Raw genomic sequence first — 14,782 nt, forward strand, 5'->3', positions numbered from 1 at the left:
AATCTTTATTCCAGTATGTGATTGCTGCGCGAATGCCAGTCCCAGGCGGAGCGGATGATATCGTTAAGGTTATATTTCGGCTCCCAGCCAAGCACCGCCCGCGCCTTGTCGTTGTTGGCGACGAGCGAGGTGGAATCGCCATCGCGCCGGCCGACATATTCCACCGGGAAGGGCTTGCCCGAAACCTCGGAGATTGCCGCCAGCAACTCCTTGACCGTCGTGCCTGTTCCGGTTCCGAGGTTGAGTTCAACCGTCTCCCCGCCATCGAGCAGGTAATCGACGGCACGAACATGCGCATCCGCGAGGTCCAGCACATGGATATAATCACGCACGCAGGTGCCGTCGCGCGTGTCGTAATCGTCGCCGAACACCTTGAAGCCCTGCCGGCGGCCGAGCGCAGCTTCGATCGCAAGCGGGATCGCATGGGTTTCCGGCGTGTGCCACTCGCCGATCCGGCCTTCGAAATCCGCGCCGGCGGCGTTGAAATAGCGCAGCATCACCGAGCGCAGGCCCTTGTAGGTGCCGTAATCCTTGAGCGCCTGCTCGATGACCCATTTGGTGCGGCCGTAAGGATTGATCGGCGCCTGCTTGTGCGTCTCGTCCATCGGCACCCGGTCCGGCAGACCATAGGTGGCGCAAGTCGAGGAGAAGACGAAGGCTTCGACGCCGGCATCGATCGCGGCGGCCAGAAGCGTCAACGCTCCGATAACGTTGTTATCGTAGAAACCGACGGGGTTCTTGACCGACTCGCCGACTTCGATCAGCGCCGCGAAATGCAGCACCGCATCCGGCTTGTGCTTGGCGAAGACTTCGTCGAGGCGCGCGCGATCGCGGATATCCCCCTGCTCGAAGGGCCCCCACCGCACGAATTCCGAATGACCGTTGGAGAGATTGTCGAAGACGACGGGTTCATAACCCCGTTCCGCCAGCACCAGACACGTGTGGGAACCGATATAGCCGGCCCCGCCGACCACGAGCACTTTCTTCTTCGACATCATCGCTCCTGTGGTTGTTGAAGTCGGCGGCACTATAGCGAGCAGGGATCAAATGGGAAGGGCAGATGCTGCGGTGCGGAGCGATCTCCAATCTCTACCGCTCGCATGAGCACCCAGCGGCAATTTTATGCAGGACGACTTTCTAGAACCTGTCTATCATGCTCAGGATTTTCGATGAGTTCTTCATGCGCCTCCTGTTTCTCTGTCTCGGCTGGCTTTTCGTCGCGCTCGGCGTGGTGGGTGCGTTCCTGCCCGTTTTGCCGACGACGCCCTTCCTGCTTCTGGCGGTCGCCTGCTTCGCACGCTCCTCCCCGCGGCTGGAGGCTTGGCTGATGGAGCATCCGAAGTTCGGCCCGCCCCTCAAGAACTGGCGCAGGGAAGGCGCGATCAGCAGAAGGGCGAAGATCGCCACGGTCACGCTGATGGCTGCAAGCTATGCGCTCTTCTGGTTCGGCACGTCGCCTTCCCTCTGGCGGGCGATGCTGGTCGCGGCCGTAATGATCGTTCCGGCAATCTTCGTGGTCACGCGGCCGGAACCGAGTAACTAGCGCTCCCGCGATTGCGGCAGGATGTAGGGGATGTGTTTTGCCGGAAGCCGGCCGACCGCGCCGGCAATGCCGTAGACGCTGGCGATGATGTCATCGTTGACGGTCTCAAGGCACGGGCCTTCCGCCACCACCCGGCCGTGGTTCAGCACCACGAGATGATCGGCGAACTCGGCCGCGAGGTTGAGATCGTGCAGGATCGCGAAGACTATGCCTCCGGCGCTCGCGAAATCGCGGGCGATCTCCAGCACCGCGATCTGATGGCCGATATCGAGGCTTGCGGTAGGCTCGTCGAGAAAGAGTGCGCACGGCAGACCATCCACGACCGGCTGCGGCACCTGCGCCAGCGCCCTTGCGAATTGAACGCGCTGCTGTTCGCCGCCGGACAGCGAGGGATAGGGTCGGCTCTCGAAGCCRCGCAGCCCGACGCGGGAAAGCGCCTGCCGTGCCTGTTCGGTCGGGTTCAGCGAGCCTTGCGCCACCGCCCCCATGCGGACGATCTCAAGCGCCGTGAAGGGAAATGCGAGCTGCACCGCCTGCGGTAGGACCGCCCTTCGCCGGGCGAGATCGGCCGGCTTGTGAAGACGGACATCGGTTCCATGATAGGCGACGCCCCCGTGATCCGGCTCCATCTCGCCGGAAACCACCTTCATCAGCGTGGATTTTCCGGCCCCGTTCGGCCCGATCACAACGGTGAACTGGCCGGGTTTCAGCTCGAGGTTAATGTTGTCCACCAGCTTGCGGCCGGCTCGCGTGACGGTAACGTGTTCCGCGGAAATCATGGCATATCCCTCGTGCCGAGACCACCTCGCCTGCCGAGCAGCAGGAAGAGGAAGACCGGCGCTCCAAAGAGCGCGGTAATGACGCCTATCGGCAATTCCGCCGGCGCGGCAACGGTTCTGGCAACACTGTCAGCGATGAGCAGCAGCGCGCCGCCGCCAAGCGCCGAACCCGGCAGCAGGAAACGGTGCGACGGCCCCATCACGAGACGCAGCAGATGCGGCACCACGATGCCCACGAAGCCGATCGAGCCGGCGACCGCCACCGTAGAGCCGCAGGCGGCCGCGACCGCCACGATCACGATCTTCTTCAGCCTCTGCACGGGAATGCCCATGTGGAAGGCGGCGGCATCGCCGAGCACCAGCGCGTCGAGACCGCGCGCCACGAAGGGAATGATCGCCATCACCAGAACGATGAATGGCAGGATGGACAGCACGCGTCCGGAGGTCGCCCCGCCGAGCGAACCGAGGCTCCAGAAGGTGATATCGCGCAATTGCCGATCGTCGGCGATGAAGATCAGCAGCCCCATGAAGGCCGCGGCAAAGGCACCGATCGCGATGCCGGAAAGAATGAGCGCGGTGGTGGAGGTCTGCCCGTCGCGAGTTGCGATGACATAAAGCAGCCAGGTATTCAGAAGCCCGCCGAAAAAGGCCATCAGCGGCAGGAAATAGCTGCCGAACAGAGCTGCAAGCGGGGCCAGAAGCGTGCCGCCGAGGACGATCGCGATGACGGCGAAAAGCCCGGCTCCCGAAGTGACGCCGACGATGCCGGGGTCTGCGAGCGGGTTGCGGAAGAGCCCCTGCATCATCGCGCCGGAGACCGCAAGCCCTGCGCCGACCAGAAGCCCGAGGGCGGTGCGCGGCAGGCGCACCGCCTCCAGCACCACCCGCTCCTGATCCGAAAGGCTCGCCGTATTGCCGGTGAGATAGGCCCAGAGTTCGGAGAGGCCCACTCCGGTCGGGCCGCTGCCGAGCGAGATGAGGCAGGCGGCGATCAACAGAAGGACGAGCAGCAGGAGGACGATCGCTCCCTGGTGCGTCCGGTCTCCATCGGCAGCCAGCCGAAAGGGCATCGCCAGCGTCTTCATCAGTTTATCGCGCCCGGATAGAGCTTTGCGGCAAGCGTGCGGGCGGCCTCGGGCGTGCGCGGGCCGAAGCCCAGCAGCAGCAATCCATCCATGGAAACCAGCGCCTTGTTGGCGGCTGCCGGCGTCGTCTGCATCGAAGGCAGCGCGAAGACTTCCTCCGGCTTGAGCTGATGGTCGCCGCGGGACATGGAGAGGATGACATCCGGCTTTGCCGCGATCACCGCCTCGTCGGAAAGCGGCTTGTAGCCGTTGATCGTCGGGGCGGCATTGATGCCGCCGGCCATTTCGATAATAGCCCCGGCCTCCGTATCGGCGCCGCCGGCCATGATGCGGCCATTGGAGACGGAGAGCACGAAGAGCACCCGCTTCTTCTCCGCGCCGAGCTTCGCGACGTCTTCCGCAAGCCTCTTCAGGCCTGCCTCCGTCTCGCTCGCAAGGACCTCCGCCTTGTCGGAAAGGCCGACCGCCGCGCCGACATCCCTGATCTTCTGGGGAATGGCTTCGGCTTTCGGCGGCGTTGGGATCGTCACCATCGCAACTTCGCTGGCCTTGAGGATATCGAGGACGGGCGGCGGACCGGAGCCTTCCTCGATGAGGAGCAGATCCGGCTGCTGGCCGAGAATGCCTTCGGCGGAAAGGGCGCGCATGTAGCCGACATCCGGCTTGGAGCTTGCTTCGGGGGGATAGAGGCTCGTCGAATCCACCGCGACGATGCGGTCCTGCGCGCCGAGAGCATAGAGGATTTCGGTTGCCGTGCCGCCGACGGAAACGATGCGCCGGGCCTCCGGATTGCCCTTTTCCGCGGCAAAAGCGTTATGGGACAGCATGCCTCCYGTCAGGACGATGGCTGCGAACAGCCCGCGAAATGCGAAGGAAGACCTCATGATTTCTGCCCCTTTCTCACCCGTTCGAAGCACGTTCGGCCGTGCTTGCCATCCGCGATGGCACCAATAACTTGAGTTGACTACGCAAGTTTTTTCGGCTTTTCAAGAGCACCGGCCGCAGATATCTTGAGCCGAAAATGAAACATATGTGAGGGATCGATCCAATGTACATTGCCATGAACCGTTTCCGCGTCGTGCCGGGTTACGAGGAAGCCTTCGAAACCATCTGGCGCAGCCGCGAAGGCCGGCTGGCCGAGCTTCCGGGCTATATCGAATTCCATATGCTGAAGGGCCCGAAGGCGGAGGATCACACCCTCTATGCATCCCACACGGTTTGGGAAACCTACGAGCATTTCGTCGCATGGACGCAATCCGAGCAGTTCCGCGCCGCCCACGCCAAGGCGGGTGAAAACCGCGGCAAGGTCGAATATCTCTCCGGTCCGCACTTCGAGGGTTTCGAGGTTATCATTCACGAGGACAGCAAGGGCGTTCGCCGCGCCGACGCCGCTTGAGGTTGATAGAGATGAACGCAGTCGCTGACATCAAACCGGATCCTATCAACCCCGACCGGCGCGCCCGTGCGCTCGAAGCCCTCGCCGCCAAGCCGGACGGCGTCGTGGAGACGATTGCCTCCGCAGCCGAAGTCACCCCGGCCGAGATTCTGGAGATCCTGCCCAAGGGCGCGGCCGTGATCGCGTCGAAGGAGGCTTTCGTAGACATCTGGTCGGAACTGACCAACTGGGGCGAAGTGCTCTTCATCGTCCATACGGACGATATCGTACTGGAAGCCGAAGGCAGCCTGCCGGCAGGTTCCGAGGCCCATGGCTGGTTCAACATCCACGGCGACAGCCCGATCGGCGGCCACATCAGGAAGGACAACTGCGCCTCGGTGACCTTCGTGGACCGGCCTTTCCACGGCCGCCGCTCCTGTTCCGTCTGGTTCATGAACGAAAAGGGATCGGCCATGTTCAAGGTCTTCGTCCGCCGCGACGAGAACCGCGAACTGATCGCCGAACAGCTTGCGAAGTTCGAGGGCCTGCGCGACCGTTACGCCACGCTTTGAAAGGAACCGGCCCAAGACGTTTTTCTCCTGGGCCGAAAAACCTGAACCATGCCGCCGCGCCACTGGCGGACGTTCGCCCTCCCCGCGCCGAACGAGGAAGGCGATCTTGAGTGGCGCGGCGAGCTTTTCGCTTCTGCTCAGATCGCCGGCACCCATTTCCAGAAGACGCCTTCCATTCGATCCGGATAATATTTGAACTCGCATTCGAAGCGCCGGCCATAGATTGCCGCCGCCTTGAGTGCGTTCTCGCTCACGGGTTTCATTCCGGTCCCTGGCGCAAACCAGTCCTCGAGAAGATCGTCGGGAATATAGACGCCGACCCGCAAGGGCAGCGCCGTCAGTGTCGCTTCGAGTTCATCCGGCGGCATGATAATCCCTCCTCGTTTATTTCGAACGCGGCTCCTTCAGCCCCGTACCGGCGCCGATCTTGTGCCCCGCCTGTTTGGCCAATACCGCCTCCAGCAGCGTATGCGCGGCGTTGCGCACCTCGTCCTGCACCGCCTTGTCGCGGTCGAGCGCCTCATGGCTGGTGGCATAGGGTTCCCAGTATCCGATATAGCGGTCCAGTTCCGCAAGCGGTCCCGCCGGCATCAGGTGCATGAAACGCAACCAGTCGGAAAGGCTGCGGCGGGCATTTTCCGCGCCTTCGACGTCTCCATGGCTGATGACCGAATATAGCCTCCCTTCGAGATGCCGGGGATAATCCCAACCGCGCATCTCGATTTCCTTGGCTTCCTTGGCATGCTTGCCATGCGTGGTCGTGGGATCGGGATTGCCGCCGTCGGCGCAGACGAGCCGATCCATCATCAGCTTCACCGGCGAGGAAACCTGGTACCAGTTGACCGGGGTGATGACCATGATGCCGTGCGCCTCCACCCAGAGCGGATAGATCTCGTTCATCCAGTCGTGCACCTGCCCGAGCGAATGATTCGGGTAGCAGGAACAGGGCCAGTGACAGAGCGCCGGAGAAGTTGAAAAACAGGCCTTGCAGGGGTGGATATGGCGTCCATATTCGGAAGCAAGCCGGCTCAAATCAAGCACTTCGACCGAAACGTTCTCAGACTGTCTGAAGACCTCCTCCGCCACTTTCACCAGGCGGTAGGTCTTCGAAAGTTCGCCGGGACAGGTGTGCTCGCTGCGCGACGAACCACTGACAAGAAGGAAACGGCGAGGTCCGTTCGCATCCTCGTGTCGAGCCGTGGCCGCCTGAATGGCATCGCGGGCATTTAGCCAGTCGATGGCAAGATCGTAATCGGGATCGGCGAATTCCGGACCCGCTTTGCGGGTCTTCGGGCTCTTGCGGGAATTGTAGTAGGCATCCCAGGCGGCATCCGCGATCCGCCCGAGTTCCGCTGAGAGCGGATCATAGGCCTTGTCCTGAAACTGGTTGAGAAAGCGGCGCTTGAACTCGGCTTCGTCGAGGCGGGGGCTCGGACTTCCCTTGCGAGGTTCGAGGTCATGAACTTGCGGCGTTTCGCCTGAATTTGCGGGCATGGCTAAGTCCTGGAACACGGAAAGGGCGAGCGCCTTCGTAACGCTCGCCCTTTCATGAAGGTTCCGGCTGCGCTCAATGATGAGCGCTGTGTTCCGGCTTGCCCTTGCGCTTGGTCGAAGCCATGTCGTGCAGCTCCTTTTCGCTCATGGATTTCTCCATGCCTTTCGAAGCGCCCTTGAGCTCGCTCTTCTTGATATCGCCGCGTTTGGCGGCGAGCGCAGCACCGGCCGCCTTCTGCTGTGCCTTGGATTTCGCTGGCATGTCTGCCTCCTCGGATAATTTGCAGGGATTCCAACAGGCGAGCGGCCAGATGGTTCCGGGATGGCCGGAACCACACGCCAGTGCGGAAGGTTCTGGTGATAGTCGCGGTCACCGGAACGCGGCAGGAAACCGAAGAAAGGCATGGGATCATGGAACGCAAGGCAAACGATGATCGCGAGAACAATCGCTTCGAGCAGAAGGATCGTCAGCGGGTGGACGATGAGCTTCACGCGCAGACGGACATGACCAATCACCAGGCGCAGAAGGAAGCTTCCGAACTCGGTGGCGGCGATACCTATCTTGTCGAGGCCGATCTCGATGAGCGGGATCAGCGGGAAGACCAAGACCAGCCAGACGGCCGCCCAAGCCCGATGACGAATGCCGACAACCCGAAGGATTGAAGGCCGTTGGGCTTTCCTCGCGTCAAAGGGAATCGGCCGGGCACGGAACCTCCGACCTTCCCAAGGTGTTCATCTGCGCGGACCAGAGTTTCGGAGCCAAAGTTTCGGAGATTGCCGATGAATGCCGAAGTCAACGCAGCACAGAACCTGCCTCGGGAGAGCGTAACGCATCCGGTGGATACCATGCCCGGCATGGAGGTGAAGGCCGCGCCGACCCTCATCGACGCGGAAGCCGAGGCCTTCGTGGCCCAGGCTGTGGAGGACTTGGCCAATTGCCACATCCCCTTCCTGCTCGCCGGCACTTTCGCGATCAGCGCCTATACGGGCATCACCCGGCAGACCAAGGATCTCGATATCTTCTGCAAGGCGGGCGATTACGCCCGCATCCTCGCCCACTTCAAGGAGAAGGGCTACGAGATCGAGGTGGAGGACGACCGGTGGCTCGGCAAGGTCAAGCGGGGCCGCCACTTCTTCGACGTGATCTTCGCCGGCTCCAACGGCACCATGCCGATCAGCGACGCCTGGTTCGAAAACGCCCGTCAGATCGACATGAACGGGCACAAGGTGCGCATTATCGCACCGACCGAGCTCATCTGGTCGAAATGCTTCGTGCAGCTTCGCCATCGCTATGACGGCGGAGACGTGGTGCACATGATCTTGCGCGCGCACGACCAGATTGACTGGGAGCGGCTGCTCAACCACATGGAAGTGCATTGGGAAGTGCTTCTCATCCACCTCCTGAACTTCCGCTGGATCTACCCGACCGAGCGCGACAAGGTGCCCGACTGGCTGCTCGACGAACTCCTCGACCGCCTGAAAGCACAGCGCGAATTGCCCCTGCCGCAGATGAAGATATGCCGCGGCCGCATGTTCAGCCGGGTGGATTTCGAGATCGACGTGAAGGAATGGGGTTTTGCCGATGTCGGCGGCGAGGGTGACCTGCGTGAAGACCTGGAAGGAACGCTCGCATGAAGAACCCCACGGAAACCAAGAGCGAAACCGCTAAACCGGAAGCGAGCGGAACGAAAAAGGCTAACGGAAAGCTGAAGATCGCCGCCATGGGCGACCTGCATATCAAGGAACATGGCGGCAATTCCTACAAGGAGCTCTTCAGCGAAATCTCGCAGGCCGCCGACATTCTCGTTCTGACCGGCGATCTCACCGATCTCGGCAAGCCGAAGGAGGCGGAAATGCTTGCCGCCGATCTGCGCTCCTGCTCGATCCCCGTGGTGGGCGTGCTCGGCAACCACGATTACGAATGCGGCCATGTCGATGAAGTGACGGCGATCATCAAGGATGCCGGCATGCACCTTCTCGAAGGACAGGCCGTGGAAATCAACGGCGTCGGCTTTGCCGGCGTGAAGGGTTTCGCCGGCGGCTTCGGCCGCCACATGCTGGGGTCCTTCGGCGAACCGGCCATCAAGGCCATGGTGGCGGAAAGCGTCGAAGAGACCATGCGACTTGAAAACGCGCTCCGGCAGGTGCGCTCCGAGCGCGCCATGGTGGTTCTGCATTACGCGCCGATCGTCGAGACGGTGGAGGGCGAACCCAAGGAAATCTACTGCTTTCTAGGTTCCTCGCGGCTTGCCGAAACCATCGATCGGTTCCCCGTATCGGCCGTGGTGCACGGCCATGCTCATCGCGGCAAATATGCCGGCAAGACGCCTGGCGGAGCACCCGTCTACAACGTCGCCTCGCATGTGGAGAAACCGACCGGCAAGCCCTATGCGCTGATCGAGTTGTAGCTGTCGCTTAACGCCCCCTCACCCCGCCTCCGCTTCGCTCGGCGGCCCTCTCCCCAAGGGAAGAGGAGAGCGGCGACGGTGCGGCATGCTCCTACCTTCTCCCCTCAGGGAGAAGGTGGTCCAAAGGACCGGATGAGGGGGGTCACATATGCAACGCGTGCCCCAAACTCTTCAGCGCCGCCTCGGCAAATGCCTCCGATTGGGTCGGATGCGCATGGATCGTACCGGCGATGTCCTCCAGCCGCGCGCCCATCTCGATGGCCAGCGAGAAGGCCGCAGAAAGTTCCGAAACGCCGGCACCCACGGCCTGGATGCCGAGAACCAGATGGTTATCCGCCCGCGCCACGACGCGCACGAAACCGTCCTCGGAGCCCAGCGTCATGGCGCGACCATTGGCGGTGAACGGGAACTGACCGATCTTGACCTCGCGGCCATCCTCCCTCGCCGCCTCCGGCGAGAGCCCCACCGAGACGATTTCGGGATCGGTGAAGCAGACGGCGGGGATCGCCCGCTTATCCCAGCTCCGGCGATTGCCCGCGACGATTTCCGCCACCATCTCGCCCTGCGCCATGGCCCTGTGCGCCAACATCGGCTCGCCGGTCACGTCGCCGATCGCGTAAATGCCCCGCATGGAGGTACGGCACTGATCGTCGATCTTAAGGAACCGGCCGTCCAGATCGAGTTCCAGCTCCTCGCGGCCCCAGCCTTCGGTGACCGGCTTGCGCCCCACGGTCACAAGCACCTTGTCGGCCGCGATGCGTTTTTCCTGCCCATCTCCGTTCTCGGCCAGCAGGGCTTCTCCATTGGAAGACAGCCCCTTCACTTTCGTGCCCGTAAAAACCTCGATGCCGAGGGCGGCAAGCCGCCTGGCGACCGGCTGGGTGAGCTGCGCATCATAAAGCGGCAGGATGCGGTCGAGCGCCTCCACGATCGTCACCTTCGCGCCGAGCTTGGCAAAGGCGATGCCGAGTTCGAGGCCGATATAGCCGGCGCCGACCACCGCCAGCCTCTGCGGCACCTCCCTGAGCGACAGCGCCTCCGTGGACGAGATCACCCTGCCGCCGAAAGGCAATGCCGGCAGTTCGACCGGCGCCGAACCGGTGGCGATCACGATGTTTTCAGCCCGGATGACCTGCTGGCCGGTTTCGGTTTCCACCTCCACGGTCTTGCCATCGCGGAACTTCGCGCGGCCCATGACGATCTTCACACCCGCCTTCTTCAAGAGGTTCGTAACCCCCATGGTCAGGCGGCCGGTGATGCCGTCCTTCCAGGCCATGGTCTTCGCCAGATCGATCGACGGGCTTTCCGCCTTGATACCCATGGCGGTCCGGCCGGCGGCCATGGCCACAGTCCGTGCGTAATCATCCGCCGCATGGATGATCGCCTTGGAGGGAATGCAGCCGATGTTGAGGCAGGTGCCGCCGGGCTTGGCCATTTCCACGATGACCGTATCGACCCCGAGCTGGCCGGCCCGGATGGCGCATACGTAACCGCCCGGACCGGCACCGATGACGAGGAGCTTGCAGGTGATTTCCTTCATCTTATTCTCTCACCTCATTCATAGAGCGCCGTGCATCCTCCGGATGCACAAAGGACGCTCTACCTTTTGAATCAGCGAATAGTGCTTTCCGAAAATCGGAACCGATTTTCGGGCCTATTCGCTGACGAAGATCAGCGCAGGCGTTTCCAGAAGCGCCTTGAGACGCTGAACGAAGGTCGCCGCATCCCAGCCGTCGATCACCCGGTGATCGAAGCTGGACGAAAGGTTCATCATCTTGCGCGGCACGAACTGCGTTCCATCCCAGTGGGGCCGGATTGCCATCTTGTTGACGCCGATGATCGCCACTTCCGGATGGTTGATGACCGGCGTAGAGACGATACCGCCCATGGCACCGAGCGAGCTGATGGTGATGGTGGAGCCGGAAAGCTCCTCGCGCAGCGCCGTGCCGTTCTTGGYGGCATCGCTGAGGCGGCTCACCTCGCGGGCGCAATCGAAGATATCGCGCGCCTCCGCATGTCRCACGACGGGCACCATGAGGCCGGCCGACGTCTGTGCCGCAATGCCGATATGCACGCCGCCATATTGGCGGACAATGCCGGCTTCGTCGTCGTAATGGGCGTTGATGGCCGGCTGTTCGGCAATCGCCTTCACCATGGCACGCATCAGGAAAGGCAGGATGGTGAGCTTCGGCTTTCCCGGTTTCAGATTGCCGTTGAGGCGGCCGCGAAGCTCCTCCAGTGCCGTCATGTCCACCTCCTCCACATAGGTGATATGGGGGATGCGCGACTTGGCGAGCGCCATCTTCTCGGCGATGCGGCGTCGCAGGCCGACGACCTTGATCTCCTCGATCTTCTTGTTGGGCTGCAAGCCGGGGGCGATACCTGCGCCGCCCTCGCGGCTCAGGAAGGCGTCGATATCCTCATGGGTGATGCGGCCTGCGGGGCCGCTGCCCGGCACCTGTCTGAGATCGATGCCTGCTTCCTTCGCCCGCAGGCGGACCGCCGGCGGCGCCAGAGGCCTTTCGCCCTCCGCCCGCGGCGCAGCTTGCCCGCCATTCGCGCTTTTCACCGCTCCGCCTGCTACCGGCCTGGGCGGAATGATCTCCGCTGCCGGCTTCGGCTTTTCCACCGGCGGAGGAGATGTTCTTTCCGGCTCGGCCTTCGGCGCCAATTCCGCCGAGGGAAGCTCCGCCCCCTCCTCTCCGGCCTCGCCCGAAGTCCTGATCTTGAGGATCACGGTGCCGGTTGCGATCACATCGCCGATCTCACCATGACGGAAGGTGACCTCCCCTTCCACCGGCGAGGGGATTTCGACCGTCGCCTTGCCGGTCATGACCGCGGCGAGAACCATGTCCTCGCGCACGATGTCACCGACGTTGACGTGCCACTCCACGAGTTCGGCTTCCGCCACGCCTTCGCCGACATCCGGCAGCTTGATGATTTTCTCAGCCATATCTCAGGCCTCCATCATTTCGCGAAGAGCCTGCCCCACACGTGCCGGCCCCGGAAAATAATCCCATTCCTGCGCATGCGGGTAAGGCGTATCCCAGCCGGCGACGCGGATGACCGGCGCCTCCAGGTGGAAGAAGCAGTGCTCCTGCACCAGCGACACCAGTTCGGCACCGTAGCCGGAGGTGAGCGTCGCCTCGTGCACGACCATGCAGCGCCCGGTCTTCTTCACCGATTGCACGATGGTTTCGAGATCGAGCGGCAGAAGGGTCCGAAGATCGATCACCTCGGCGTCGATGCTCGTCTCCTCAGCCGTCGCCTGCGCCACATGCACCATGGTTCCATAGGCGAGCACGGTGACGGCCGAGCCCTCGCGCCGCACCACCGCCTTGCCGAGCGGCACGGCATAGTGGTCCTCCGGCACCTCGCCGAGCGGATGCCCGGCCCAGGAAGTGACGGGGCGGTCGTGGTGCCCGTCGAACGGGCCGTTATAGAGCCGCTTCGGCTCCAGGAAGATCACCGGATCTGGGTTCTCGATCGCCGAAATCAGCAGGCCCTTGGCGTCGTATGGATTGGAGGGCACCACCACCTGCAGGCCGCAGACGTGGGTGAAGAGCGCTTCCGGGCTCTGGCTGTGCGTCTGCCCGCCGAAAATGCCGCCGCCGGTCGGCATGCGCACCACCATCGGGCAGGTGAATTCGCCATTGGAGCGGTAGCGCAGCCGCGCCGCCTCCTGGGTGAGCTGGTCATAGGCCGGATACATGTAGTCGGCGAACTGGATCTCGATACAGGGCTTCAACCCGTAGGCCGCCATGCCGATCGCCGCGCCAACAATGCCGGATTCGGAAATCGGCGCATCGAAGCAGCGGGTCTTGCCGTATTTCTGCTGGAGCCCCTGTGTGCAGCGGAAGACCCCGCCGAAATAGCCGACGTCTTCTCCGAACACGACCACGTTATCGTCCCGTCCCATCGAAACGTCGATAGCGCTGCGGATGGCCTCGATCATCGTCATGCGCGGCATGGGGCGACCTCCATGGAAAAGTCGATGCCAAAAAGAGAAGAAGAAAGACCCCTTCTGGCCTGCCGGCATCGTCTGCCTGCAGGCGGTGCGGCAAACTCCTCCAATCTCCCCCCTTGAGGGGGAGATGTCATCGAAGATGACAGAGGGGGGTGGCTAGGTTGAGACAAGGGAGAGGGTTGGTAAGACGAGAGGATACCCCCCTCTGCCCTGCCGGGCATCTCCCCCTCAAGGGGGGAGATCGGCAAGAGGCGCCGCCCGAAATCAAAAACAAACTTTACCATAATCACACCCCCGCCTGCTGGCGCTGGCGCTTCAAGTGCGCCGGCATTTCGGCATAGACGCCCTCGAACATGTCGCGCATCGAGGGCCTGCCGCCGGAATGCAGCGTGCCATGCCGCTCCGCCTCCTTCTGAGCGGCCACAACGGTATCGCGAATTTCCGCCTCGGCCTGTTTGTGGCGTTCTTCGCTCCAGGCGCCGATGCGGATCAGGTGGTTCTTGAGCCTGATGACCGGATCGCCAAGCGGCCAGGCCTCCGACTCCTCCTTGGGGCGGTAGGCGGAGGGATCGTCGGAGGTGGAATGCGCCCCGACGCGGTAGGTCACGTATTCGATCAGCGTCGGGCCGATATTCTGCCGCGCCCGCTCCGCCGCCCATTTGGCGACCGCGTGCACGGCGAGATAGTCGTTGCCATCCACCCGCAGAGAAGGCAGACCATAGCCGAGGCCTCTTGCGGCGAAGGTGCCGGAACCGCCACGCGCCACGCCCTGGAAAGTGGAGATGGCCCATTGGTTGTTGACCACGTTGAGGATGACCGGCGCGCGGTAAGTGGAGGCGAAGACCAGCGCGGTGTGGAAATCCGATTCGGCCGTCGAGCCGTCGCCGATCCAGCCGGCCGCGATCTTGGTGTCTTGCTTAATGGCGGATGCCATGGCCCAGCCAACCGCCTGGATATATTGGGTCGCGAGATTGCCCGAGACGGTGAAGAAACCATGATCCCTGGCTGAATAGAGAACCGGCAACTGCCGCCCTTTCAGCGGGTCGGCATCGTTGGAATAGATCTGGTTCATCATGTCGACCATCGGGTAGCCGCCGGCAATCAGCAGCCCCGCTTGCCGATAGGTCGGGAAATTCATGTCCCCCGGAAGAAGCGCCCGCTGGAAGGCGCAGGAAACCGCTTCTTCGCCCAGATGCTGCATGTAGAAGGAGGTCTTGCCCTGCCGCTGCGCCGTCAGCATCCGCGCGTCGAAGGCGCGCAAAAGCATCATATGCTTCAGCCCTTCCAGAAGTTCCTCCGTGGTGAGCGTGCCAGCCCAGGGGCCGACAGCCTCCCCTTCCCGGTTCAGCACGCGGATGATGGAAAAGGCGAGATCGCGGATGGTTTCCGGGTCGGCATCGACCTCTGGCCGACGCACCGAACCGGCCTTTGGAATGGTGACCTTGGAAAAATCGGGCTTGTCGCCCGGACGCACCTCCGGCTCCGGCACATGCAGGCTGAGCCTCTGTCCATCTCTCATGCGTTTCTCCTCCCAAAGAACCGATGAAATGAAGCGCTTA

At 62.7% G+C, this 14,782-nt stretch carries 17 protein-coding genes; 6 read left to right on the forward strand and 11 right to left on the reverse strand.

Annotation, left to right across the window (positions count from 1 at the left end; all coding sequences use genetic code 11):
* Positions 1-5 precede the first annotated feature (5 nt).
* Positions 6-995 carry a UDP-glucose 4-epimerase GalE gene (galE, locus tag LCM4573_RS02410; RefSeq protein ID WP_071004229.1) on the reverse strand — a complete coding sequence of 330 codons (990 nt, stop codon included), beginning with the start codon at positions 993-995 and terminating at the stop codon, positions 6-8.
* 185 nt (positions 996-1,180) lie between these two features.
* Between galE and LCM4573_RS02415 the strand changes: the two genes are divergently transcribed.
* Positions 1,181-1,543 (forward strand): YbaN family protein, encoded by a 363-nt coding sequence (locus LCM4573_RS02415; RefSeq protein WP_071005139.1) that lies wholly within the window; start codon positions 1,181-1,183, stop codon positions 1,541-1,543.
* On the opposite strand, the gene LCM4573_RS02420 is transcribed toward LCM4573_RS02415, so the two are convergent.
* Genes LCM4573_RS02420 through LCM4573_RS02430 form a run of 3 tightly spaced genes read right to left on the reverse strand, consistent with a single transcriptional unit; the run spans position 1,540 to position 4,291 of the window.
* On the reverse strand, positions 1,540-2,322 hold the full coding sequence (locus LCM4573_RS02420) for a heme ABC transporter ATP-binding protein (RefSeq protein ID WP_071004230.1): 783 nt from the start codon (positions 2,320-2,322) through the stop codon (positions 1,540-1,542). The genes LCM4573_RS02415 and LCM4573_RS02420 overlap by 4 nt on opposite strands.
* Positions 2,319-3,407, reverse strand: a complete 1,089-nt coding sequence (locus LCM4573_RS02425; RefSeq protein ID WP_071004231.1) for an iron ABC transporter permease — start codon at positions 3,405-3,407, stop codon at positions 2,319-2,321. Before LCM4573_RS02425 ends, LCM4573_RS02420 begins: the two co-directional genes overlap by 4 nt.
* Positions 3,407-4,291: a hemin ABC transporter substrate-binding protein gene (locus LCM4573_RS02430; RefSeq protein ID WP_071004232.1), complete on the reverse strand. Its 885-nt coding sequence runs from the start codon at positions 4,289-4,291 to the stop codon at positions 3,407-3,409. Before LCM4573_RS02430 ends, LCM4573_RS02425 begins: the two co-directional genes overlap by 1 nt.
* Before the next feature lie 164 nt (positions 4,292-4,455).
* Between LCM4573_RS02430 and LCM4573_RS02435 the strand changes: the two genes are divergently transcribed.
* Together LCM4573_RS02435 and hutX are read left to right on the forward strand one after the other, a co-directional pair.
* Positions 4,456-4,803 (forward strand): antibiotic biosynthesis monooxygenase, encoded by a 348-nt coding sequence (locus LCM4573_RS02435; RefSeq protein ID WP_071004233.1) that lies wholly within the window; start codon positions 4,456-4,458, stop codon positions 4,801-4,803.
* A gap of 11 nt (positions 4,804-4,814) precedes the next feature.
* Positions 4,815-5,354, forward strand: coding sequence for a heme utilization cystosolic carrier protein HutX (gene hutX, locus LCM4573_RS02440; protein ID WP_071004234.1), 540 nt, complete (start codon positions 4,815-4,817; stop codon positions 5,352-5,354).
* A 137-nt stretch (positions 5,355-5,491) separates the two neighbouring features.
* Here the strand turns inward: hutX and LCM4573_RS02445 are convergent, their stop codons facing one another.
* The 3 genes from LCM4573_RS02445 to LCM4573_RS02455 all read right to left on the reverse strand — a co-directional run bounded on the left by LCM4573_RS02445 (position 5,492) and on the right by LCM4573_RS02455 (position 7,110).
* Positions 5,492-5,722 (reverse strand): hypothetical protein, encoded by a 231-nt coding sequence (locus LCM4573_RS02445; protein WP_046794559.1) that lies wholly within the window; start codon positions 5,720-5,722, stop codon positions 5,492-5,494.
* Positions 5,723-5,738: 16 nt separating this feature from the next.
* Positions 5,739-6,848 (reverse strand): flavodoxin family protein, encoded by a 1,110-nt coding sequence (locus LCM4573_RS02450; RefSeq protein ID WP_071004235.1) that lies wholly within the window; start codon positions 6,846-6,848, stop codon positions 5,739-5,741.
* Between the two features lie 73 nt (positions 6,849-6,921).
* Positions 6,922-7,110 (reverse strand): DUF3008 family protein, encoded by a 189-nt coding sequence (locus LCM4573_RS02455; RefSeq protein ID WP_071004236.1) that lies wholly within the window; start codon positions 7,108-7,110, stop codon positions 6,922-6,924.
* A 149-nt stretch (positions 7,111-7,259) separates the two neighbouring features.
* Here LCM4573_RS02455 and LCM4573_RS02460 point away from each other — a divergent pair, with 149 nt between their 5' ends.
* The 3 genes from LCM4573_RS02460 to LCM4573_RS02470 all read left to right on the forward strand — a co-directional run bounded on the left by LCM4573_RS02460 (position 7,260) and on the right by LCM4573_RS02470 (position 9,256).
* Entirely contained in the window at positions 7,260-7,511 is a 252-nt protein-coding gene (locus LCM4573_RS02460; protein WP_131818927.1) for a hypothetical protein, read from the forward strand.
* 192 nt (positions 7,512-7,703) lie between these two features.
* Positions 7,704-8,483: a nucleotidyltransferase family protein gene (locus tag LCM4573_RS02465; protein ID WP_071005140.1), complete on the forward strand. Its 780-nt coding sequence runs from the start codon at positions 7,704-7,706 to the stop codon at positions 8,481-8,483.
* The gene (locus tag LCM4573_RS02470) at positions 8,480-9,256 is read left to right on the forward strand and encodes a metallophosphoesterase (protein WP_083347279.1); all 777 of its coding nucleotides are present in this window, start codon (positions 8,480-8,482) and stop codon (positions 9,254-9,256) included. The genes LCM4573_RS02465 and LCM4573_RS02470 overlap by 4 nt, the downstream gene beginning before the upstream one ends.
* Positions 9,257-9,398: 142 nt before the next feature.
* Here the strand turns inward: LCM4573_RS02470 and lpdA are convergent, their stop codons facing one another.
* From lpdA to LCM4573_RS02490, 4 genes are all read right to left on the reverse strand, one after another.
* Positions 9,399-10,796 carry a dihydrolipoyl dehydrogenase gene (gene lpdA / locus LCM4573_RS02475; RefSeq protein ID WP_071004238.1) on the reverse strand — a complete coding sequence of 466 codons (1,398 nt, stop codon included), beginning with the start codon at positions 10,794-10,796 and terminating at the stop codon, positions 9,399-9,401.
* Positions 10,797-10,910: 114 nt separating this feature from the next.
* Positions 10,911-12,209 (reverse strand): dihydrolipoamide acetyltransferase family protein, encoded by a 1,299-nt coding sequence (locus LCM4573_RS02480; RefSeq protein ID WP_071004239.1) that lies wholly within the window; start codon positions 12,207-12,209, stop codon positions 10,911-10,913.
* 3 nt (positions 12,210-12,212) lie between these two features.
* Complete coding sequence (locus tag LCM4573_RS02485; protein WP_071004240.1) at positions 12,213-13,226, reverse strand: alpha-ketoacid dehydrogenase subunit beta; 1,014 nt, start codon at positions 13,224-13,226, stop codon at positions 12,213-12,215.
* Between the two features lie 283 nt (positions 13,227-13,509).
* A complete protein-coding gene (locus LCM4573_RS02490) occupies positions 13,510-14,742 on the reverse strand; it encodes a 3-methyl-2-oxobutanoate dehydrogenase (2-methylpropanoyl-transferring) subunit alpha (RefSeq protein ID WP_071004241.1) in 1,233 nt (410 codons plus the stop codon).
* Positions 14,743-14,782: the final 40 nt, after the last annotated feature.

It is taken from the genome of Rhizobium sp. LCM 4573 (assembly GCF_001854865.1).
Taxonomy (GTDB): Bacteria; Pseudomonadota; Alphaproteobacteria; order Rhizobiales; family Rhizobiaceae; genus Neorhizobium.